Source organism: Kitasatospora purpeofusca (genome assembly GCF_000718025.1).
Taxonomy (GTDB): Bacteria; Actinomycetota; Actinomycetes; order Streptomycetales; family Streptomycetaceae; genus Kitasatospora; species Kitasatospora purpeofusca.
The window spans coordinates 184695-206911 of record NZ_JODS01000011.1 but is presented as its reverse complement, the minus strand read 5'-3'; the positions used below and the strand labels follow the sequence as shown (position 1 = coordinate 206911).

The window sequence follows — 22217 nt, the reverse complement described above, 5'->3', positions numbered from 1 at the left end:
AGGCCCCACCCATGACCTTCGGCCGCCGTCTCCTCGTCCTGCTGGTCGCCGCCTCCCTGCTCCTCGGGGCCGGTGTCCGGACCGTCCTGCGTGCCGGGGACCCGGCCCGGGGCGGCGACCGGGCGGGGGACGGGCCGCCGGCAAGGGCGGGGGCCGTCACCCTCGGGCCGCACGGCAACGAGCCGTTGCTGGTCTTCCGCAGCCTGACCTGGGGCTCCCGGCGCGACCACCTCGCCGCGGTCCCGCTCGCCGACCCCACCGCCACCCGGACGGTCGCGGTGCCCGCCTGCCTGCGCTTCCACGCCGCCGCCGGCACCGGGATCTGCCTGCAGGCCGTCCACGGCGTCCTGCAGGACACCTACCGCGCGGTCGTCCTCGACGCCGACCTGAACGAGCGGCGCCACTACGACCTGGCCGGCATCCCCACCCGCGCCCGGGTGTCGCCGTCGGGCCACCTCGTCGCCTGGACGGTCTTCGTCGGCGGTGACTCCTACGCCGGCACCGACTTCTCCACCCGCACCTCGATCCTCGACTCCCGCACCTGGACGCCCCAGGACGACCTGGAGAGCTACGCCGTCACCCTGGACGGCCACCCCCACCGCGCCGCCGACACCAACGTCTGGGGCGTCACCTTCGCCGACGACGAGCACTTCTACGCCACCCTCGCCACCGGCGGGCACACCTGGCTGGTCGCCGGCGACGCCGTCGCCCGCACCCTCACCACCGTGCACGGCAATGTCGAATGCCCGTCCCTGTCGCCCGACGGCTCCCGCGTCGCCTACAAGAAGCGGGTCCGCGGACTGCCCGACGACGCCCCCTGGCGGCTGTACGTCCTCGACCTGGCGACCATGACCGAGACCGCCACCGCTGAGCAGCGCACCGTCGACGACCAGGCCCTGTGGCTCGACGACCGCACCCTCGCCTACGCCCTCCCGGGCGACGACGGCAGCGACCTGTGGACCGTCCTCGCCGACGGAACCGGCACCCCGGCCCTGCTCGCCGCCGCCGCACTCGCCCCCGTCGTCGTGCGGTGACCCGGCGCACGGCCGGACGAGCGGGGGCGTCGGCGGAGGCTGGTGAACTGCCTGTCTGGTCGGGATCCGGTTCGCCGTCGAAGCCGACTACCAGAAGGCCGCGATCGCCCAGCAGCCGCAGGCGTTCGCGGCGCTCAAGGCCGAGCACGACGCTCAGGCAGCCCGACTCGCGCAGCAGATCGCCGGGCTGCCCCGCGGCTGAGCGCGGGGAGCGCCGCACAGGCGTTTCCGCCGGTCCGTCAGCCGGCTCCGGTGCCCGGCCCTCGTGCCGCCCGGCCCCACCGGCCGCACCGCCCCCACCGGTCCAGGCGGCGGGCCCCGCCGAGCCGCCCCGTTCACCCGGACGACGGAGCCCGATCGCGGGGCCCGCGGGCTTGCGGCGAGGCTGTCCGCATGACCGTCGACACCGAGAACCCGCCGTCCGCCCCGCCGGTGCTGGATGTCCGGCAGCGGAACGTCGTCTTCGCCACCATCGTGCTCGGCATGCTGCTGGCCGCGCTGGACCAGACCATCGTCGGCACCGCGCTGCCCACCATCGTGGCGGACCTCGGCGGCGCGGCGCACATGTCCTGGGTGGTCACGTCCTACCTGCTCGCCGAGACGGTGGCCACCGTGCTGGCCGGCAAGTTCGGCGACCTCTACGGGCGCAAGGTGCTGTTCCAGATCTCCGCGATCGTGTTCATCACCGGCTCGTTCCTCTGCGGCCTGGCGACGAACATGACGCTGCTGATCGCCTGGCGCGCGCTCCAGGGGATCGGAGCGGGCGGCCTGATGGTGACGGCGATGGCGCTGATCGCCGACGTCATCCCGTTGCGCGAGCGGGGCAAGTACCAGGGCGCGATCGGCGCGGTGTTCGGCGTGGCGACGGTGATCGGGCCGCTGCTCGGCGGGCTGTTCACCGACCACCTGTCCTGGCGCTGGGCCTTCTACGTCAACGTGCCGATCGCCGTCGTGGTGGTGGCCGCCGCCGCCCGGACCATCCCGTCGGTGCGGGCGGCCGTCCGGCCGGTCGTCGACTACCTGGGCATCGCCCTGGTCACGGTCGGCGCGAGCGCGGTGATCCTGGCGACCAGCTGGGGCGGCAACGAGTACCCCTGGACCTCCGGGGTGATCATCGGCCTGTTCGTCGGCGGCGCCGTGGCCCTCGGCCTGTTCTGCTGGGCGGAGACCCGGGCCGTCCAGCCGATGCTGCCGATGCGGCTCTTCCGAACCCCGGTGTTCGCGGTCTGCTCCGTCCTCAGCTTCATCGTCGGCTTCGCGATGCTCGGCGCGCTGACCTTCCTGCCGACCTTCCTGCAGTACGTCGACGGGGACTCGGCGACCGTCTCCGGCGTACGGATGCTGCCGATGGTGATCGGCCTGCTGCTCGCCTCCGTCGCGAGCGGCAACATCGTCAGCAAGACCGGGAAGTACCGGCTCTTCCCGATCGCCGGGACCCTGGTGATGGCCCTGGGCCTCTACCTGCTGTCCCGCCTGGAGCCGGGCACCGGTACCGTGCTCGCCTCGTGCTACATGTTCGTCCTCGGCGTCGGCATCGGGCTGAGCATGCAGGTGCTCACCATCGCCGTGCAGAACACCGTCGACTACGCGGACCTCGGCACCGCGACCTCCGGGGTGACCTTCTTCCGTACCATCGGCAGCTCCTTCGGCACCGCCGTGTTCGGGACCGTCTACGCCAACAGCCTCAGGACCGAGCTGGCCCAGGGAGTGGCCGAGTCCGCCCGGACGACCGGCGCCGACCCCGTGGCGCTCACCCGGGCGGCCGCGAGCCCGCAGGGCCTGCACGGCCTGCCCGCCGACCAGGCGGCGCCGATCGTGCAGGGCTACGCGGACGCCCTGCACACCGTGTTCCTGTGGACCGTGCCGGTGGCCCTGCTGGGCTTCGTGGTCGCGCTGTTCCTCAAGCAGGTGCAACTGCGGGACACCGCCCGGGCGGGCTCCACGGACCTCGGCGAGGGGTTCGCCCAGCCGACCAGCGGCGACTCGGACCAGCAGCTGGAGTCGGCGGTCGGCCGGATCGTGCGCGGGGCCGACCTCGACACGGTCCGTTCCATCGTCGACGGCGCCGACACCCGGGTCGACCTCGCCGGCGCCTGGGCGCTGATGGAGGTCGCCGGACACACCAAGGCGGTCGGCCAGGCGTCGCTGGCGCTGATCGGCGCCCGCAAGCGCGTCCCGCCGGAGGTCCTGGAGCCGGTGTTCGACCGCATGGCCGGCGAGGGGCACCTCACCCGCGACGGCGACCGGCTGGCCCTCACCACCACCGGCACGCACGAGGTGCGCGCGCTCGCCCGCGCCTGGTCGGACTGGCTCAACGACCGCCTCGAGGCCGACGCCGGGCGGCCCCGCAGCCCGCAGCTGCGGACCGCGGCCGAGGCGATCGCCTGGCGGCTGCTGGTCGAGGACCTCGCCAACGGCCTGCCCGCACACGCCCGGGAGAAGGCTGTGGCGGCGGTGCGGGAGCCGTCCTGAGCGGTGCCCGGCCCGGCGTGACCTGCCCCCGCCCCGCCCGCCCTGCTCCGCTCGCCCTGCCCCGTCTCGCCCTGCCCGGTCCGGCCCGCAGACGATCAAGGTGAGGTGCCTCGCGCTCCCGATCCGGTCAGGAGCGCGTATTTCTCCGACGGATTCGATCGATCGGGGCCTGCCCCGCAGAACCGGACCGCGCCGCCGATTTCCTGGTTCCGAGCGGGCTCCGCGATTCCCCACCGACCGACGGTACGGGGGCCGGAGCGGGAGGGCGGACGACACATGGTCGGCATCGACGGCGGCGGTCGCACGGGCGCGCACGAGGAGGCCCCGGGGGCAGGCGTCGATCCCCACGATGACCGGCCCGGGCCGACGCCCCGGGCCGGAACCGGGCACCCCGGCCCGGACACCACACTGCCCGACGACCTGGTCGCCCTGATGGTGATGCACGGCGAGGCGTACTGGGAGTACGCCCGGCTGCACCTCGGTGACGCGGACGCCGCCGACGACCTGGTTGACGAGGTCTTCGCGGACCTCGCCGCCAACTGGGAGCTGGTCCTGCGCCAGGAGAACCTCGGCGAGTTCTGCTGGGGCGTGCTCCGGTCGACCGTCGACGCGGCGCTGCTGCGCCGGAACCGGCCGTCGGCCTTCACCTCCGCCGCCTTCGCGTTCGCCATGGACGGTGCCCGCGAGGCGTTCCGGGCCCTGGAGAGCGGGATCGGCCTGTTCGCCGCGATCGCCGAACTGCCGGAGCGCCAGCACGACGCGGTGGTGCTGACCTACGTGCTCGGCTACCCGATCGTGACCGCCGCGCGGATCATGGGCGTCACCAGGAGCGGGCTCTACAGCCTGCGCCGCGACGCCCGACGCCGACTGGCCACGGCGCTGGGGCTGGACGAACGGACCGCCGGAACGGCGGAGGAGCAGTGATCGAGATCCGCGCCGACGGGGACACCCGTGCCGATGCCGACCGGCGGACACCCGACGCCGGCCCCGACGCCGCCGCCCGGCGGATCTGGGCACCGCTCGCCGGCGCCCGGTTGCCGGAGCCCCCGGGCCGGAGCCGGGCGTCCGCCGGTCTGGACGGCGCGCCGGCCAGGGTCGCGGCCCGCCTCGCGGAGCGCGGCGCGCTTCCGGGACGGACCGCCGCAGGGGCGGTGTCGGGGGCGGTGGCCCTGGACCGTGCCAGGTTCGAACTGCTGGCGCTCTGCCATCTCGTGGTGGAGGACACCCGGGCGCCGGACTGGATCGCCGGGCTCGGCGGAGCTCCGGCGATCGAGCCGCACGGTGCGCTCGTCCTCGGCGCGCTCTGCCACTTGGCGCTCTCCGGGGTCGGCCTCGGTCCGGCGCCGCGCCGGTCGCTGGCGGACGCCCCGCGGACGTGGTGGCAGCTCGCCGCCGGGGCGGGTTGCGTCCCGGCGGTCCACGCCCTCGCCCTGCACTGCGAGGGCCGCGGCGAGCAGCGGGAGGCCCGGCGGTGGCGGGAGCGGGCCTCCGGGCTGGTCGGGCACGAGGACGTCGGTGCCCTCGTCCTGGCCGGCTACGGTGGGCTCCGGCCCACCCACGGGTTGTGCGCCGGCATCAGGGAGGCTCTGGTGGCCGCGCTTCCGGGCCGCCCCGGCCCCGGACCAGGGCGAACCCCGACCGTCGCCCCCGACCCGCTCGCCGGGGCACTCCACCGTCATCGCACCGGACCCTGCTGCGTGCCTTCGCCGCTGTAGCGTTCCCCCGCCTCCGAGACCCGCACGGTCGTACGAAGGCAGAACCGGTGCACCGTCCACTTCCCGGAGGAAACACGGGCACGAAGAAGATCCCGGCGGCCGTCTGCGCGACCGCGCTCGCCTGTGGCGCGCTGGTGGCCGTGGCGGCGCCCGCGTCCGCCACCACCCCCGTCAAGTGCGTCGGCACCACCCCGCGGGCACCTCGGCCGGGAGCTCCGTGACCCGGACCATCACCTTCGCCGACCTCGACCTGACGGCCTGCTCCACCACCGGCCTGAGCCGGATCAGCGGTACGGACACCTGGACCGTCACCGGCTGACCGCAGCCGCGCCGCCGGATCCCGCGGGACGTCCCGGCCCGGCAGGTGGGTCGGAACACGGTTCCGGTCGGTGGCCGGCCGCCCTGCCTCCAGGCCGTGGGCGGGCCGTCAGGTCCGTTCGACGGCAGGATCGGCGAAGGCGCCCGTCTCGCCGTCGACCAAGTACAGGTGGTCGCGCTCGGCACCCTGCTCGACGAGCAGAACCCGGTCGTCGAGCGGTACCGCTACGGACGATCTGCCCTCGCGCTGCCAGAGCACCCGGTTGCCGCGGACCGCGAGGGTCCGTCCCGTCCCGTCGCGGTGCCAGCCCTGGACGTAGACATGGTTGCGTCCCGCGGCCAGGTCCGCCCACATGATGTGCCGTTCGCTGCGCGGGACCGCTCCGGGCCAGCGCACGGGAGTGAGCCGGCGGTAGCGACCGGGACGGTCCACCCGTGCCGTGACCACCAGGGTGCCGCGCCGCTCCTCCCAGGGGGCCTCCTCGTGCTCGAAGGCCGGGCGGGCCAGCGCGTAGAGCCGGCCGGCCGCCTCGACGAGTTCGGGAGAGCTGTAGGCCAGCCGGCGGGGCAGCGGGGTGAAGGTCCGGGTGCGCGGCCGGGCGGCGAACGGACGCAGGAGGTCGATACGGCGTCTGTCGTTGGTCGTGAGCCACAGGCTCTCGCCGTCGGCGCGCGTCAGCGGGTCGTCACTGCCGTAGAAGCTGATCCCGGGACGGGGCCGGAGCGAGCCGAGTTTCCCGCCGGTGGCGGGGGAGAACCACCGCAGATGGCTGCCGAGCCAGTTCCAGGCCAGGGCGACCGGCTCGGCCGAGGGGTCCTTGCCCGAGAGTCGTAGCGACTCCGGCAGTCCGTGCGCCTCGGTCCGCCACAGCTGCTCGCCGCTCCCCAGGTCGTAGCCGAGCACCTCCCGCCTTCCTCCGGCCGCCGAGGAGGCGACGACCCGGTCGCCGGCGAGCAGTACCGCGTTGAGCGCGTCGAGATCGTGCCGCCAGCGCAGGCCGCCGGTGGAGAGGTCCACTGCGGTGATCCTCCCCCGCTCCTCCGCGTCGAGCCGCCAGAACACCAGCGTCCGGTCGTGGGCCGCGTAGCCGGAGATCAACTCGGCTTCCCGGGACCAGCTCGGATCTCCGGTCGCGGTGCTCAGCACGGCCAACGAGATCATGTCGCCCTTGGTCATGTAGGTACAGGAGCTGGGCACCACGAGGTGCTCGCCGGCCGCGAAGACGGCGCTCACGAAGTCGCTGTGGAACTCGACCCGGTGCGGGGTCTGCCAGAGCACCCGTCCCGTGCTGCGGTCGAGCGCGGTGACCCGGCCGTCGACCGGGAGACAGACCCGGTCGGCGAGCACGACCGGGGCACCCAGCGTCCGGGGAGGAGCCGTCAGGGTCCACAGCCCCGACGCGTCGTCATGGTGAACGGACATCGGTACGGAATCGGCGACCACAGGACTTCCCCCCGCGAGCTCGGCAGTGCGCCGGATGATCATGGCGGACGGGGCGGCGCATTGTCACCCGGGCTTCTCGTCCGGCCCGGTCAGGCGGAGTCGGTGGCCAGGTACCGGTGCAGCGAGCCGGCCATCGCGTGCACGAAGGCGTCCTGTTCCGTCCTGTCCAGCAGTTCCAGTGAGAGGTACGGGTTGAGGTCCTCCAGCTCGACCAGCAGCAGCTCGCCCGCGCGGGTGCGGCAGGCGTCGACGCGCTGGATGCCGTGGTCGAGGGTGTTCCACCGCACGAACCGGTTCGCGAACGCGAGGTCGTCGGCGCTCGCGCGGTACGGCTCCAGCTCCCAGCGGCGCTCGGGATCAGGTGCGTACAGGGCGTACTGGAAGGTGTCGTCCACGTAGTAGAACGACACCTCGTGGCGGAAGTCGATCCGGGGCTGGACCAGCATCCCGCCGAGGTCCACGGCGTCGAGCCCGGCCCGGTCCAGGAAGACCAGGCCGATGGAGTCCGCGCCCGCCTTCGGCTTCACCGCGTACTGCGCGCTCTCGGGAAGCCGCGCCAGGTCCTCGGCGCGGTCGATCGTCGGGATCACCGGGTACCCGGCGGCGGTCAGCTCGGTCAGGTACTGCTTGCCGGCCATGTCGCCGCGCCCGGTGAGCGGGTTGTAGACCCGGGTGCCGCGGGCGAGGGCCTGCGCCCGGAACGCGTCGTACGCCCGCTGGTAGTGCAGGACCGGGCCGCTGTTGCGCACCACGACGGCGTCGAAGCCGTCCATCAGCGCGGCCGCGTCCAGGGGGTGGCACACCGCGAGGTCGAACTCCGCCCGCAGCCGCGAGGTCAGCAGGATGTCCTCGTCGCAGTACCGCCGTCCGCGGGCGGGGTAGGCGAGGTCGGAGACGAAGAGGATGCGGGGGCGGGCGGCGGCCATGGTGCGGCTCCTTGTTCGAGTCCGCCCACGATAGTTCCTGCTCCCCGGTGCTCCCGGGGCGGCCCCGCGCCACGGGGCGGCCCAGGGTGTCCGAGCCGTCCGGCGCTGCCGCGGTCCCTCCCGGTCTCCCGGCGGGGCCCGTCCACCGCCCTGTGCCGCCCCCGTTCGGCCGGGGGAGGGGCGGGGGCGGCACGGCGGTGGCGGGTCAGGCCTTCGCGTCGGCGGAGGATTCGGCCCGCTGCTTGGCGACCAGCCGGTGGCGCAGAGCCGCGGCGGCGGGGTCTGCGTCGACCTCGCGCCAGCGGCGGCGGTCGAAACCGGGCGTGTCGGCCCACTCCTCGGCGGCCTCCACCAGGGACTGCCAGCTCTGGCGGAGGTTGTTGAGATTGTCCGTCCGGTGCCGGTCGTCGGGGTTCTCGATCAGACGCTGGAGCGTCGCCTCGGCACGGGCGGTCGCGGTGCGCACGAGACTGGACAGCGCCCGCGCGGCGCGCTGCTCCGCGCTGCCGAACGCGCCGTCCCCTTCCATCGGAAGGATCTGCTCGCGGAGGAAGGCATGGATGGCCCGGACATCGGCCGGGGTGAGGTCCACCGCGTAGTGCAGCGGCTCGGTGGGCGGGGTGCTGGTGTCGGCCACGGGAGTTCCCTCGGACTCGGGAAGGCGGTCGGACGTGTCGTCACGCCGACTCGATCGCCTCGGACAGGCCATGTCTATCGGATACGACGGGATGTGACGCATGTTTCGGCGAGACCCGTCCGACGGGGCGGCGGTGCGGTGGGTCGGAAGCGGTGTCGGCCGCTCCGCACGCCGCCGCGTCGGACGGGGTCCGGGAGATACGGTCACGGGGCCTTGGTGTCGGGGATGCGGACGCCCTCGCCGAGGCAGTCGCGGAACTCGTACCAGGGGGAGGGCCCGCTCCAGCGCAGGGCGGTGGCGGCGGTCGAAGCGTCGGCGAAGCGGCAGCCGTCGTAGAGCAGCTTGCCGGCGGTGGTGGCGGTGGACGTCGTCACGTGGTGGGAGCCGAGCAGCGCGCAGTCCTGGTAGCGGATCATCGGCCCGCGCGAGGGGTTGACGGCGTTGAAGCGGTAGACGTGCGCGGTGGCGTCGGTGGCGAACGCCTTGAAGGAGTTCGCGGTGTCGTCGCAGGAGACGAACGTGATGGTGCCCTTGTACCAGGCCGAGTCGATCACCTTGTGGTCCTTGCCGCGGACCTCGAAGCGGATGCCCTGCGCGTACAGCCGCATCACGGAGTCGTTGCGCGGGCTGTTGGCGTTGAGCTTGAAGAAGGTGCCGGTCGAGTTCTCGTCCACGATGATGTACGAACCGCCGATGAAGTTCATCGACCCGCCGCGCTCGTTGCGCACGAAGATGCCGGACTGGAACTCGACCTTGCAGTCACGGAACCAGTAGTTCAGGAACTGGTCCTGCTGGTTCTCGGTGGGCTTGCCACCCATCACCAGGAAGGCGTCGGCGTAGGAGCCGCTGATCTGACAGTGGTCCCAGCCCATCTCGCTGTTGAGGTTGGAGGTGCCGGCCGGTCCGTCCAGGACGATGCCGGCCTTCCAGGTGCCGTGCCACTCGACGTCGGTGTACCAGGTGTCCTGGACGCCCTTGCCCACGCCGGAGAGCGCGAGGTTGAAGGTGGCGGTGGCGTCGCGGCCCTCGAAGGTCAGGCCGCTGAGGCGGATGTTCTTGTAGCGGCCGTCGTTGGTCCAGAAGACCGTGTCGGGGGTGGCCGGCGCGTAGACGATGCGCGAGAGCCGCTTGCCGTACCCGCTGATGGAGATGCCGTCGATCACGCCCGGGTTGTCGGTGCCGTGGGTGATGGGCAGCAGCGAGTCGGGCTGGGTCAGCAGGTAGGTGCCCGGCGGGACGAGCAGCACCTTCTTGGGGGTGTAGCCGGTCTTCGGAGCGCCCCCGAGCAGTTCCAGGGCGGCCCTGCGGAACGCGTCGTCGCTGGGCGTGCGGCCGGTCGGGTCGGCGCCCTTGGCGACGACGTCGACCACGTAGTCCGCCGGGCCGGCGGTGGCCGCGGCACTCGCCGCCGAGGCGCCGCGGGTGCCCAGCGCGATGCTGCCCGCGAGCGCCCCCGCCCCGGTCATGCCGGCGAGCAGCGCCCGGCGGCCGGGCCGACGCCCGCCCTCCTCGACACCGTCGTCGTGCTTGCCGTCCGCGTGCGTGGTCATCGGTACCCCCGTGGGAAGAGAAAACAGGCCGAGTGCCACGGGCGACCAGAAGTCGATCATGGCGGGTCCGGGTGATCCTCCGTCATGTCCGCCCCGCGCCGCAAGCCTCGCCCGCCGGGCCCGCAGCGGGACGCCGCGTCCGGGCCGGGCGGTCCCGACCTGCACGCGATCCGCCCCGTGCGGGGAGGCCCGCACCCGCCCGCCGGTAGACGCGGGTCCGTACCGGGCCGGCTGTGCCCTCGGACGGCGGCGTGGGCGCGGCACCGTAATCGAAATCCACCCTTGGGCAGCGACTCGCCCGGAACCGCCCGGGTTGAGCGAGCCGATCGAACAGAGGCAGGATCCATCTCCATGAGCGATCCTCGGGGAACGAGCAAGTCCCCTGCAAAAAGCTCGAGTTGCCCGGTGTGCCGGACGAGCAGGCCGTACTCGGGCGGGCGCTCGAGCCGGCGGAGGGGTCCGGAGAGGTGGCCGAAGCCGTGATTGACATGTCCGCGATGAGCCGGTCCTTGCACCGCCCCGCACCGCCCACCATGCCCCTCGGAGAGGAGTCCCACCGGTGGACCTCAGTGAGATCACCAGGCAGGCCATGCACGTTCACGGCCTCTACGACGAGCTCAATCTGACCACACGCGGACATACCTGGTCGCGACACGACTTCGTCCTCGGCTTCGTCGGCGACGTCGGAGACCTGGTCAAGCTGACCCAGGCCGCCGACGGCGTCCGCCCACCGCCTGCGGGCCCCGGCCTCGCACACGAGTTGGCGGACTGCCTGTGGTCCGTCGTCGTGCTCGCCGAGCTGTACGGCGTCGACCTCGAGGCTGCCTTCACGACGACCGTGCGGCGCCTGGAGGACTCCATCACCGGCCGGATGAAACCGGAGGGCGGACGGTGAAGCGGACCGGGTTCGACGAGCAGGCGTACACGCTCCGGTCCCGGACCGGGCCGTGCTTCATCTGCCGCATGCTGGCGGGGGACCCGGAGTTCCGGCACGAGATCGTCCACCGCGACGCATTCCACGTGGTGTTCCTCGACCGGTACCCCACCCTGCTCGGCAAGTTGCTGGTCGCCCCGGTCGAGCACCGGGAGGACGTGATCGGCGACTTCGCCGAAGCGGAGGCCGCGGCGCTCTGGCGGCTCGTCCACCGCGCCGGCTCGGCCCTCCGGCAGGTCGTGCCGACCGAGCGGATCTATGTGCAGAGCCTCGGCTCGAACAGCGGCAACAGCCATGTCCACATCCACCTGGCGGCGCTGCCCCCCGGCGTGCCGTACGAGGAACAGCAGACGGCCGCCCTGCAGTGGCAAAGCGCCGGCCTGCTGGAGGTCCCGGCCGAGGAGAGCCGGCGGATCGCCGGCCAGTTGCGGTACAGGCTCTCCGACCCGACGCTCCGTACCGGTCCCGCCGGCCGGACGGCCCCGGGCCTTCTGCCGGAGCAGCAGAGCCAGAAGGAGGGGCCGGCATGATCGACGGTTGGACAACGGTCTCGTCGACCCTCGAGTACACAGGTCTCCGGGTGGTGGTGCGCCGCGACAGGGTCCGGCGCGCCGACCGGAGCACGGGGACGTACGAGTACACGGAGTCCGTCGACGGGGTGCGTGTCGTCGCCCTCGACGACCGGGGCCGGATCGCCCTGGTGGAGGAGAGCGTCTACGTCTGCGGTCAGCGGCTGCTGATGTGCCCGGGCGGCGGATGCGAGCCCGGCGAGGACCCGCTGGCGGCCGCGCAACGGGAACTGGCCGAGGAGGCCGGCATCCGCGCCGCCGAGGTCGAGCTGCTGACGACGATGTGGCGGATGCCGGCCGGCGCGCGCACCCGCGAACACCTCTACCTCGCGCGCCGCCTGACCATCGGCGAGCACCACAGGGACGCGGGCGAGGCCGACATGGAACTGCACTGGGTGCCCCTGGAGCAGGCGGTGGAGATGTGCGGCGACGGCCGGATCACCGAGGCCGGCACCCTCGCGGCGGTCCTGCTGACCGCGCGGCGCACCACCGACGCCACCCGCTCCCACGCCGACGTCGGGCCGATGTAGGCGAGGCCGCACCCGTCGGGCCACGTCGGGCCTCGTCGGATCCGGCGGAGCGGCACCCGCCCGCTGCGCCGGCCGGCCGCGTCGCCGTCTCAGCTCCGAGCGCGCCCCTCCTCGTCCGCCTCGCCCCCGTCCGCCTCGGTGCCGGCCCCGGTGCCCGCCGGCGGGTGGCCGAGGTCGGGCCACACGGAGACGTGGTCCCGCTCCAGGACCAGCCGCACGCGGTGTGCCAGGCCCAGCGACTCGGTGAACTCGCGGGGCAGTTGAAGCCGGCCGACGCGGTCCAGCACGGTGTACTCCTGGGCGGTGGGCGCACCGTCAGGGCCGGTGTCGGCGGTGTGGCGCAGCACCTCGGTGGAGGTGCGCCCGTCGCGGATCCGCACCGTGCGGCGGACCTGGTCGGCCACCAGGGCGTCGTGGGTGACGATCAGCACGGTGGTGCCCAGCTCGGTGTTGGCGGTGCGCAGGGCGCCGAAGATCTCCTCCGAGGTGGCCGTGTCCAGCTCGCCGGTGGGTTCGTCCGCGAGCAGCAGCCGGGGTTCGTTGGCCAGGGCGACGGCGATCGCCACCCGCTGCTGCTCGCCGCCGGAGAGCCCGGCGGGGGTGCGGTCGGCGGCCGGGGCGATGCCCATCAGGTCGAGCAGTTCCGTCGCCCGGGCGGCGCGTGCGCGGCGCGGCACGCCGATGTAGCCCATCGGCAGCTGCACGTTCTCGCGTGCCGTCAGGTAGGGCAGCAGGTTGCGCGCGGTCTGCTGCTGGATCACCCCGACGGTCCGGCGCCGGTAGGCGGTCCGCTCGCGGCGCTTGAGCCCGCCCAGGTCGGTGCCGGCCACCTCGACGGTGCCGGCGCTGGGGGTGTCCAGGCCGGCCAGGATGCCGAGCAGGGTGGACTTGCCGGAACCGGAGGCGCCGACCAGGGCCGTCAGCTCGCCCTCCCGCACGGTCAGGTCGAGCCCCTGCAGGGCCTGCACCTCGACCCCGTCACGGGCGCGGGTGCCGGTGCGGTAGATCCGCACCAGGCTGTGGCACGCCACCATCGGCCGGTCTGCGCCGGACGCGGGCAGCCGGTCGGGACCGGACCCGGGTCCTCCGGTCCCGGCCGCGGGTCGTTCGGTCGGTCGGACGGTCACAGTGCCTCCCCGAGTCGCAGTACGGCGCCCAGTCCGCGCCGGCGGCTGATCGCCGCCTCCAGGACGGCGGCCGCCGTCATCAGCACGACCAGCGCGACGCCGACGCCCGCGGTGATCGTCCAGTCGATGTGTACGGCGGGCTCGAACGGCCCGCCGGTGAGTGCGCCCAGCCGCAGGCCGGGACCGAGCGCGGCGGGCAGCAGCAGGCCGAGCGAGGTGCCGCCGACCGCCGCCGCCAGCACCAGCGGCAGCTGCTGGAGCAGTTGCAGGCCGAGCACCGCCCGGCTGCCGATCCCCAGGGTCCGCAGGTAGGACGTCGTCCGGGCGCGTTCGGTGGCGCTGAGCAGCAGGTCCAGGGCGAACGTGCCGAGCGCGAGCAGCAGGCCGAGCGCGGTGGTGGCCCCGAAGGCGAGCCGGGCCGAGCGTGCCAGCCCGTCCGACCGCAGCGCGCCGAGTTCCTCGCCCCGGTCGCGGAGTTCGACCTGCGGTCCGGGCAGGCCGGTGGGAGCGAGCTGCACGCCGGCGGCGGCCCGCACCGCGGCCGGGTCCAGCGGCGGTCCGCCGGCGGCCGGGTAGAGCAGGAGGGCGGACGCGTGGTTCTTCTGGACGGGCAGGCGCTCCGCGGACGGGCCGGTGAACACCAGCAGGGCGCCGGACCGGGGACCGCCGCCGAGCACCGGTCCGAGGACCGGGTCGCGCAGCGCCTGCTCGGGCAGCGCGCCGACCACGTGGACCAGGGCGCGGCCCGTCCCCAGCGCGGTCAGCTCGAAGGTGCCGTCGGGGAACCGGGCGGCGAGTGCGGGGTCGGCCAGCGCGGTGAGCACGGGGACGTCGCCGCCGGCGCCGGTCCGCCCGACCGCCGCGTCGACCCCGTCGGCGGCCAGCAGGGCACGGGCCACGGGGGAGGACGGATCGGCGGCGCCCAGTGCGGCGGCGTCCAGTCCGACGAACCGGGCGCCCGGGAAGGTGGTGCCGTCGTCCTGCGCGGTGAGTTCCCCGCTCGCGCCGGTGACCGCCACCCGGTGCCCCACGGCGGGGAGCGGCGGCAGGTCGCCGGACAGCCGGTCCCTCGGCCCGACCAGGGCGACGGGCGCCCCGCCGGTGCGCCACTCGGCGATCTGCGCCTGCCCGTCCGCGAGGGTGCGCGGTATCAGCCCCCCGTAGACCCCGTAGCCCATGGCCAGGACCAGGACCAGCAGGGAGAGCGCGGCCGCGCCGCTCTGCGCCCCGGCCCGGGCGAGCGCCACCAGCGGGACCAGGCCGCGCGAGCGCCGCGCCGAGCGGGTCGCCCGGCGCACCAGTAGGGGCAGCAGCCGGAGCAGGATCCCCACCGTGACCAGCGCCAGCAGGACCGGTGCGAGGGCGAGTTGGGGGTCCGTGCCGGTGCCCGCGTAGGCACCGCGGGTACGCAGCGCGACCAGCCCGCCGACGGCCAGGAGCACCACCAGGGCCTCCAGGACGACTCGGCGCGAGCGCGGCGCGGGCCGGGTCCGTCCGGCGGAGACGAGCAGCACCGCGGCCGGCGCGCACCAGACCAGCAGGGCGGCGACCAGGGCGGGCACCGGCGAGCCGAGGGCGGCGCCCTGCGGTGCGAGCGCGCGGCCGACCGCCCAGCCCGCCGCGACCCCGGCGCCGACCGCCACCCCGGCCTCCGCCAGCAGCCGGCCCGCGATCCCGGGCAGTCCCGCCCCGCGGGTGAGCTGCAGCGCGACGGCGCCGGCCCGGCGGCGGGCCCCGAGCCGGGCGGCGGCGACCGCGGTGGCCACCACCAGGGCGAGCAGTCCGGCGAGCGCGAAGCCCTGCAACTGCTCGGTGCGCCCACGCTGGACGGCGAAGGCGTCCAGCTCCGGGGCGAGTCGTTCGGTGACGTTGATCGAGGGCACGATCTGGCCGGCCAGCATGCACGTGTCCGCGAGGCCGGACCCGCACAGCCGGTCCGGCCCGGCGGCGCGCAGTCCGCGCAGGGCGGACTGCATGGCGGCGATCCCGGCCGGGGAGGCGGCCGGGCCGGACCGGTCGACGGCCGTCGGCAGCTCCCAGGCCACCTTGAGCGCGAGGCCGTGCTTCGCGATCGTCTCGATCCCGTCGGCACTGGTCAGCAGTTGGCCGCTCAGCTCCTGGCCGGGGTCCACCGCCACGGTCCACGGGGAGACCAGCATCGGGGACTGCTGCCAGAGCCGGCCCGCGCCGCGGTCGGTCCGGAAGACCCCGACCACGAGGACCGGCGCGACCCACCCGCGGTCCAACAGGTCGAACCGCCGACCGACCGCCAGGCCGAGCCGCTCCCGGGTGCCCTCGGAGACGGCGACCTCGATCGGGGCCGCCGCTCCGGGCGGGACGGCCGGGTCGGCCGCGGGCTGCCGCGGCGCGCGGCCCTGGAGGTACTCGACCGTGCCGCCCGCGCCGTCGGGCTGGGCGTGGACCAGACTGAAACGCGGCGCTTTGCCGTAGGGAGTGGGCAGTTCGGGGCCGCGTGCCGTGACGCCGAGGGTGGTGACGCGGGCCTGCGGCCTGCCGAGCGCGGCGGCCAGCCCCGGACCCGCCGCGGTGCGCACCCGCTCGCCGAGCTGGTCCAGGTCCCGGTCGAGCGAGCCGGTGTCCGGGGGCACCAGCCCGTCCAGCGGGACGGTGGTGGTGGCGGCGGAGACCAGCGGCACGTCCCGCTGGGCGCGGACCACCCGGTCCGCGAGCGCGCCGGCCGCCAGCCGGTCGAAGCGCGGCGGCCAGCTCAGCGGGACCGCCGTGAGCAGTGCGGCGAGCAGCGCGAGTACGACGGAGACCGGCCAGGCGATCCGCGCCTCGCGCCGGATCAGGCGCAGTGTCAGCATGTGGGGCTCCCCCCGTCGAAGCGTCCGTCCTCGCGCGCACCGGCGTGCCCACCGGTGTACCTGTCCGCCCGCCGCCCGACCACGCAACGCCGGTCCTCCGCCCGGCTCATCCGTCGTCCCCCGCGCGCAGGGCCCGGACCAGGTCGACCCGGGCCAGCAGCCGGGTGAGGACCAGCACGGCAAGCGTGAGCAGCAGCCCGCCGGCCAGCGCCGTGAGCACGGCGGCGGGCCGGCCCGGGGCGGCGGCCATGGCCGGGAAGACCGGGCGCGCGTAGTCGTCCAGCACGGTGAGCGCCAGCAGCAGGGCCGCCAGCAGCAGGCCCAGCAGCCCGCCGAGCAGCACCGGCAGCACGGTCACCGCCACCTGTTCGGCGCGCAGCAGCGCGGTCAGCTCCGCGCGCCGCACACCCAGCGCGCGCAGCACCGCGAACTCCCGGCGGCGGGAGCGGACCGTGCCCACCGCGTGCAGGGTCAGCGCGGTCACCGCGAAGAGCGGCGCGGTGACCAGGACCAGCAGCCAGGCGCAGCGCAGTCCGGCCCGGAACGGGTCGTCCGCCAGCGCGGCGGCGATCCGCAGGGCGCTCTGCGGCCGGCCGAACTCGACGTGGCCGCCGACGGCGGCCCACGTGGACGCCGGGTCCGAGCTGGCCAGCCACCAGTGGGTGGCGACGGGCGGGGCCGCGCCGGTGAGCGCACGGTTGACGGCGAGCGCGCGCAGGTCCAGCAACAGGTGGCCCTGACCCCGGGCGTAGCCGGGCAGCACGTCGACCTCCCCGGTGATCAGGACCTGCTGGGTACTCCGCCCGTCACGCTCCCAGTTGAGCGGAAGGGTGTCGCCGACCCTGACGTTCACCGCGTCGAGCAGCGCACGGTCGGCGACCACGGGCAGGGTGGGGGGCGTCGGCAGGATCGCGCCCCCCGGAAGGGTGCGGAGCACGGGCGCGCCGCCGGTCACGGGCTGCACCGCGAGGACGGCGTCACCGCCCGCCGGGTCGGGCGGGACCGGTGGCTCGTGGGAGCGCATCACCGTGTGCAGCAGGTCGGAGCCGTCGCCCTGCCAGCTGCAGGCCTCGGCCTGGTCGGGGACCTCCTCCGTGCGGCCGCGTTCGGTGCCGGGGCAGCCGAGCGCGGACGGGGCGGCGAGGACCTTGCCGGACCGGGCCCAGCCCTGCCCCGGCGGCAGCGCGAGGTCGGTCCGCTCGCCGGCGGCGCCGACGGCCGTGATCCCCGGCACGCGCAGGTCGAGGGTGGAGCGCAGGGCCACCGTGCCGGGGAAGTGCACACCGAGCCGGCTGAGCGTCAGCGGGCCGGCGCGCCGACCGCCGCCGGCGAGCGGGAAGGTCAGGGAGTGCTGCCGGCCGTCGGCCTCCAGCGGGACCGTCAGCTGCTCGGTCAGCCCGTCCGCGTCCTGGATCCACAGCTGCAGGAGCAGGCCGGGTGCCGGGACGGGCAGGTCGGTGCTCGCCCGGACGGTCGCCTCCAGCGCGACCGGCTCGCCCGGCAGCGCGAGCCCCTGGGCGGGCACGGCGGTCAGGGGGGCCAGCAGCTCCGCGACCGGGCGGTCGGCCTGGTCCGGGCGCAGGCGCGGCAGCCCCGCCGCGGAGGCGGCCGCGCTGTCGACGGCGACCGTCCGCACCAGGGTGGTACCCACGAAGGCCGACTGCTCCGCCACCGGGCTGAGCCCCGTCACGCCCGGCAGGGCCGCCAGCGTCGCGTGCCGCTGCCCGGGCACGCCGGACACCCCGGTCAGCCGCAGGTCGGCGCCGACCGCGAAGACCGCCCGGTCGCGGTCGCTGCTCGGCAGCGCGCCCAGCACACCGGCGGCCAGGCTGCTGCAGGCCACCGCCAGCAACGTCACCAGCACCGGTACCGACTGGCGCCCGGTGTCACGGCTCAGCCGCCACGCACCCAACGGCAGCACCAGCCCACGGGCCCGACCGGCCGCCCGCTCCAGCAGCCGCCCCACCGCCGGCAGCACCCGCAGCAGCAGGACCCCACCGGCCACCGCCATGACCACCGGGGCGAGCACCAGCGTCGGGTCGACCCAGGAGTCGAACCCGGCATCGGCGTTCCCCACCGCCACGCCCTCGTAGTGGCGGAGTTGGAAGAAGCCGAAAGCCGCCACCGCGACCAGCACCAGGTCCGCCCCGGCCCGCTGCAGACCGAGGCGGCGCGGGCTGCGCGCGCGCAGCGCCCGCTGCGCCCCCGGGTCCACCGCCTGCCGGGCGAGCGGCAGCAGCAGCGCCGCGCCGTGCACCAGGAGCGCGAAACCCGCGGCCCACCGGGCGCTCGGGCCGTCGCCCGCCGCCAGGCCGTGCGCCCCGACGACGCGCAGCACGGCGGCCAGCAGCGGCTCGGCCAGCAGCAGCCCGCCGACCGCCGCCGGCACCGCGGCCAACGCCCACTCGCCGGCCGTAGCCGCGAGCAGCCGCGCCGCGCCCGCGCCCCGGGAGCTCCGGAGCGCGTGCTCGCCGGCGACGGCGTCGGCCAGCCGACGGGCGGTCAGCACGAGGACCACGGCGGCGAGCAGCGCGAGCAGGCCGAGCGGTACGGAGATCTCCGCCCTCGCCGTCAGGACCGGCACCACCTGGCCGTCGACCGCACCGGGCAGTGCGCTGCGCACCGCGGTGTCCGCCAGTGCCGGTTCGGCGCCGCGGTAGACCGAGCGGGCGGTGTCCGAGCGGGCGAAGGCGGCCACCCGGTCACGCAGCGCGGCGAGTTCGGCGAGGCTCGACCGCCCGGTGTCGGGCAGGGCCAGCCAGACCGCGAGCATGCGGTCGCCGAACCCGGGCAACGCGGCCAGCCGCGCGCCGTCGATCAGTACCAGGGGCTGGTTCGCGGCGTCGGCGCCACCGAGGCCGGCCCAGAACGCGGCGGCGTCCGGGTCCTCCCGGTAGACACCGGTCACGGTGAGTCTGAGCGGCTCGCCGGTCCCGGGTGTGCGGACGACCGTGCTGCCGCCGCTGTCCAGGCCGAGCCGGTCGGCGGCGGCCTCGGGCAGGGCGACCCGCAGCCCGCCGTCGGCGGCCGGGGCGGCCTCGGGCGCGTCCGGCCAACTGCCGCTGCGCAGTCGGGCGTAGCGGCCGGGGTCCGGCAGCACCGCCAGCAGCGAGGGGAGCGCGGTGTCGGTGGCCCAGCGACGCCCGCCGGGCGGCACCGGAAGGTCGACGGCGCTGACGCCGCGCTGTGCGGTCACGGTGCGGAACGGGGTGCCGGCCATCGTCCGGACCAGGGCCGAGTGCACCGCGCGGTCGGCGGCGGACAGGCCCGGTGCCGACCAGCGCGCGGTCACCTCGACCGAGCGGCCGGCGTCGGCGGCGAGCCGCTGCCGCACCCCGGCGGTCGCGGCCGACTGCGCCAGCCCGGCCACCGCGGACAGCACCGCCGTCGCCACCAGCACGCTCACGGCGACGGCCGCCAGCACCAGACCGTGCCGGCCGAGCCGACGCCACACCCCCGCCAGTCCCATCCACAGCTCCCCTCGGCACCCTCCGCATTGAGGTCCGTGTGCCACGCCAACTACTGCCCGGGGGTGGGGTCCTGTCGCAGCGAACGTGCTGTGGTCTGTACCAATCCGATCCCGGGGGCCCCATCTTGCACGACGACCCGCCGACTCGGCCCGGCCGGTTTCCGTTCGGCCGCCTTTCTGCCTGAAGGGGCAGCCGGACTGCCCGCCCCGGCCGGGCGGGGACCGAGCACCGGGCCTCGGCCCGGGCCCCCGCCGCGCCCTGGCCCGGGCGGCTCTGTCCGCACCCGCCTCATCGGAGTCCGACGAGAGGCGGCCCCCTTCGACGGCGTCGGGACTCACGCAGCCGGCCCTGTCCTCGTGGTGAAGAATTCCCGGGCCCGGACGGGTCTGCTGTGGGAGGATCCGGTTCGCTCTGCGGAGAGGGGTGGAGTGCATGGGGATCGACTACGGCTACGAGATCGTCCTTCCTGCCCGGAACGTTGCCCGAGCACTGACCGCGCTCGCCGGGCTGGCGCCGAGGACGCATCGAACGCCGCCGATCACGGTAACCCTGCCCGGGGGCGATCAGGTGGTCCTTCCGTTCACCTCGCAGTTCAGGAACGAGCCGGTCGACTGCTCGGACGGCAGCACACTGCACCTCGACACCGTGATCATGATCGGCGTCGACGACGACGCCATGCGCGAGTTCTCCGGGACCAGTCGCGGGGAACGCGACGAAAACGGGAGGCTGGCGGTCGGACACATCTACCTCGCGGTCCACTTCACGTCCTGGTGGCACCCCGGCTACGTGTCACTGAGCTTCACCGCGGCCACGACAGGTATGAGCCTGGCGTTCGAGCGGTCCGCGAGCATCCGGGAGGTGTTCACCGGACTCACCGCCGCGAGCGGCGGGGTCTGCTGCCTGCTCGACGCCGAAAGGGAGACCTGGCAGATCTGCTGGCTGAACGGCGAACCGATGCACGACACAGTCCCAGGCTCACGTTTCGCCGGTCACCACGATCTGGTGGCCACCTGGCCGGCCCCGGACGGCCTGCGTGGCGGGACCCCGGGCCGGACGGACTGGAGGCGGACGGTCTCGGTGCCACCGGCGCCCACGCCATCGTTCGACAGCCGCGTCGGCGACCCGACACCGCGATCGACACCGAACACTCGACCCGCTGACTGAAGCGCTCGGCCGCAGGGCTCGGCCGAAGCTCGCCGAGGCGCCGTCGAACCTCCTCGAGACGGGTCACCGAACTGTTCACGACCTCGGCCGCCACCGGGGCCGACGCGGACGCGGTCGGGGTGGACGGCCGCCGGGCTGCTGCCGCCGGGCTGCTTCAGCGCGACGCGGCGGGCGTCGCGCCGCCGATCGGCCACCGGGGCCCGTCGGTGTCCGGGGTGTTCAGCCACACCCATTGGCGGTCGGGGGTGACGGTGACGCCGAAGTCGTACGGCTCGGGCCGGCCGAGTCCCTCCCACACCCTCCAGGCGGTCGTCAGTTCGTCGCCGATCCGCCGCTCCCCGCCCTGGTACAGCACGGTCGTGCCGTCCCCGACCGCGGAGAACGACGCCCACGACGTGCGGCCGTCGTGGACCCAGGCGTTGAGGCCGTCCTCGTCGCGGCCGGTCGTGACCGTCGCGTCCGGCACCGCGACCCGCAGGGCGAAGCGAAGGTTCCAATCCCCTTCGAGCGGCGCGAGGTCGCGCCCGATCCGCCGCTCGGTCGCGGCCGGGCCGCCCCCGCGCACCGCGGTGTACCCGGCCCGGTCGGCCGTCGGCGGCACCGGGCCGGTGCGGTCCGCCATGAACTGCGCCAACCCCTGGACCCAGCCGGACGCCGAGCGGCCGTCGTCGGCCACGGTGAGGGCGACGTGCCCGAGCTGTCCCCACGGGTAGACGATCCGTCCGCCCGGCCGGCACGCCTCCACCCACGTCCACGGCACCCGTTCGACCGCGTAGGTGGCGATCACCCGATCGAACGCTCTGCCACCGGGGCCGGTGGTGGTGGCGTCCCCGGTGAGCACCTCGACCTCCAGGCCGGCGGCCGCCAGCCTTCGGCGGGCGAAGTCGGCGAGACCCGTGTCGATCTCGGTGGACACCACCCGCCCGGGACCGGCCCGCCACGCGGCCAGGGCCGCGTTCCAGCCCTGCCCGCCGCCGATGTCCCACACCCGGTGACCGGGTTCCAGCCGCAGCGAGTCCAGCATGTCGACCACCACGCCCGGCGCGGAGATGCTGGAGGACGGCAGCCCGCCGGTCACCTGGGTCACCGCGGCCGCGTCCGGCCCGGCGTACAGCACGGCGGCCCAGCCCTCCGCGTCCGCGTGCCGGTCGGCGGCCCGGTACCGCTGCCCGTCCCACCGCCACAGCCGCTCCGGCGCGAACATCTCCCTCGGCAGCGCGGCCACGGCCTCCCGCAGCCACGGGGAGCGCTCCGGCCAGTCCCCGCGCGCGGCCATGGCGTCGTTTAGGACCGCGCGCCGCTTCGCCAGGTCCACCGGTCAGTCCTTCTTCGGCTTGCCGCGGTGCTTCCCGTCGCTGCCCGGATCCGACTTCGGCACCTGCCCGTCGGCATTCCCCGGCGGAGCCTCGCCCTTGCCCAGCTCCGGCGGCGGCTTCTCGTGCGATCCCATCGACCGGTTCCTCTTTCGTGCCGGGGACACCAACCCGGCCATCCTGACC

General features: G+C 75.0%; 17 protein-coding genes. 8 read left to right on the top strand and 9 right to left on the bottom strand.

Annotated features, from left to right (window positions below; all coding sequences use genetic code 11):
* Positions 1-11: 11 nt before the first annotated feature.
* The 4 genes from IF01_RS0118190 (at position 12) to IF01_RS0118175 (ending at position 5221) form a co-directional block, all read left to right on the top strand.
* Positions 12-1034, top strand: a complete 1023-nt coding sequence (locus tag IF01_RS0118190) for a TolB-like translocation protein (RefSeq protein ID WP_030394486.1) — start codon at positions 12-14, stop codon at positions 1032-1034.
* A gap of 393 nt (positions 1035-1427) precedes the next feature.
* The gene (locus IF01_RS0118185; protein WP_030394485.1) at positions 1428-3506 is read left to right on the top strand and encodes an MDR family MFS transporter; all 2079 of its coding nucleotides are present in this window, start codon (positions 1428-1430) and stop codon (positions 3504-3506) included.
* A 276-nt stretch (positions 3507-3782) separates the two neighbouring features.
* Positions 3783-4430: a sigma-70 family RNA polymerase sigma factor gene (locus tag IF01_RS0118180; protein ID WP_051755598.1), complete on the top strand. Its 648-nt coding sequence runs from the start codon at positions 3783-3785 to the stop codon at positions 4428-4430.
* The gene (locus IF01_RS0118175) at positions 4427-5221 is read left to right on the top strand and encodes a hypothetical protein (protein WP_030394483.1); all 795 of its coding nucleotides are present in this window, start codon (positions 4427-4429) and stop codon (positions 5219-5221) included. The genes IF01_RS0118180 and IF01_RS0118175 overlap by 4 nt, the downstream gene beginning before the upstream one ends.
* A gap of 427 nt (positions 5222-5648) precedes the next feature.
* On the opposite strand, the gene IF01_RS0118165 is transcribed toward IF01_RS0118175, so the two are convergent.
* From IF01_RS0118165 to IF01_RS0118150, 4 genes are all read right to left on the bottom strand, one after another.
* Positions 5649-6962, bottom strand: coding sequence for an outer membrane protein assembly factor BamB family protein (locus IF01_RS0118165; protein ID WP_167349753.1), 1314 nt, complete (start codon positions 6960-6962; stop codon positions 5649-5651).
* A 110-nt stretch (positions 6963-7072) separates the two neighbouring features.
* The gene (locus IF01_RS0118160; protein ID WP_030394481.1) at positions 7073-7909 is read right to left on the bottom strand and encodes an ATP-grasp domain-containing protein; all 837 of its coding nucleotides are present in this window, start codon (positions 7907-7909) and stop codon (positions 7073-7075) included.
* Between the two features lie 205 nt (positions 7910-8114).
* Positions 8115-8546 carry a hypothetical protein gene (locus IF01_RS46885; protein WP_030394480.1) on the bottom strand — a complete coding sequence of 144 codons (432 nt, stop codon included), beginning with the start codon at positions 8544-8546 and terminating at the stop codon, positions 8115-8117.
* Positions 8547-8749: 203 nt separating this feature from the next.
* A complete protein-coding gene (locus IF01_RS0118150; RefSeq protein ID WP_233290158.1) occupies positions 8750-10096 on the bottom strand; it encodes a hypothetical protein in 1347 nt (448 codons plus the stop codon).
* A 559-nt stretch (positions 10097-10655) separates the two neighbouring features.
* Here IF01_RS0118150 and IF01_RS0118145 point away from each other — a divergent pair.
* Genes IF01_RS0118145 through IF01_RS0118135 form a run of 3 tightly spaced genes read left to right on the top strand, consistent with a single transcriptional unit; the run spans position 10656 to position 12129 of the window.
* On the top strand, positions 10656-10991 hold the full coding sequence (locus IF01_RS0118145; RefSeq protein WP_030394478.1) for a MazG nucleotide pyrophosphohydrolase domain-containing protein: 336 nt from the start codon (positions 10656-10658) through the stop codon (positions 10989-10991).
* Positions 10988-11560: an HIT family protein gene (locus IF01_RS0118140; protein ID WP_063764237.1), complete on the top strand. Its 573-nt coding sequence runs from the start codon at positions 10988-10990 to the stop codon at positions 11558-11560. The genes IF01_RS0118145 and IF01_RS0118140 overlap by 4 nt, the downstream gene beginning before the upstream one ends.
* Positions 11557-12129, top strand: coding sequence for an NUDIX domain-containing protein (locus IF01_RS0118135; RefSeq protein ID WP_051755595.1), 573 nt, complete (start codon positions 11557-11559; stop codon positions 12127-12129). Before IF01_RS0118140 ends, IF01_RS0118135 begins: the two co-directional genes overlap by 4 nt.
* Positions 12130-12218: 89 nt before the next feature.
* Here the strand turns inward: IF01_RS0118135 and IF01_RS0118130 are convergent, their stop codons facing one another.
* The 3 genes from IF01_RS0118130 to IF01_RS0118120 all read right to left on the bottom strand — a co-directional run bounded on the left by IF01_RS0118130 (position 12219) and on the right by IF01_RS0118120 (position 19553).
* The gene (locus IF01_RS0118130) at positions 12219-13163 is read right to left on the bottom strand and encodes an ABC transporter ATP-binding protein (protein WP_051755629.1); all 945 of its coding nucleotides are present in this window, start codon (positions 13161-13163) and stop codon (positions 12219-12221) included.
* Between the two features lie 89 nt (positions 13164-13252).
* Positions 13253-16084, bottom strand: coding sequence for a hypothetical protein (locus tag IF01_RS0118125; protein WP_030394474.1), 2832 nt, complete (start codon positions 16082-16084; stop codon positions 13253-13255).
* 106 nt (positions 16085-16190) lie between these two features.
* A complete protein-coding gene (locus tag IF01_RS0118120; RefSeq protein ID WP_030394473.1) occupies positions 16191-19553 on the bottom strand; it encodes an FtsX-like permease family protein in 3363 nt (1120 codons plus the stop codon).
* A gap of 433 nt (positions 19554-19986) precedes the next feature.
* On the opposite strand from IF01_RS0118120, the gene IF01_RS0118115 reads away from it, so the two are divergent.
* Entirely contained in the window at positions 19987-20718 is a 732-nt protein-coding gene (locus IF01_RS0118115; protein ID WP_244215544.1) for a hypothetical protein, read from the top strand.
* 154 nt (positions 20719-20872) lie between these two features.
* On the opposite strand, the gene IF01_RS0118110 is transcribed toward IF01_RS0118115, so the two are convergent.
* The gene (locus IF01_RS0118110; protein WP_051755593.1) at positions 20873-22033 is read right to left on the bottom strand and encodes a methyltransferase domain-containing protein; all 1161 of its coding nucleotides are present in this window, start codon (positions 22031-22033) and stop codon (positions 20873-20875) included.
* A gap of 3 nt (positions 22034-22036) precedes the next feature.
* Positions 22037-22168: a hypothetical protein gene (locus IF01_RS51035; RefSeq protein WP_255360216.1), complete on the bottom strand. Its 132-nt coding sequence runs from the start codon at positions 22166-22168 to the stop codon at positions 22037-22039.
* Positions 22169-22217: the final 49 nt, after the last annotated feature.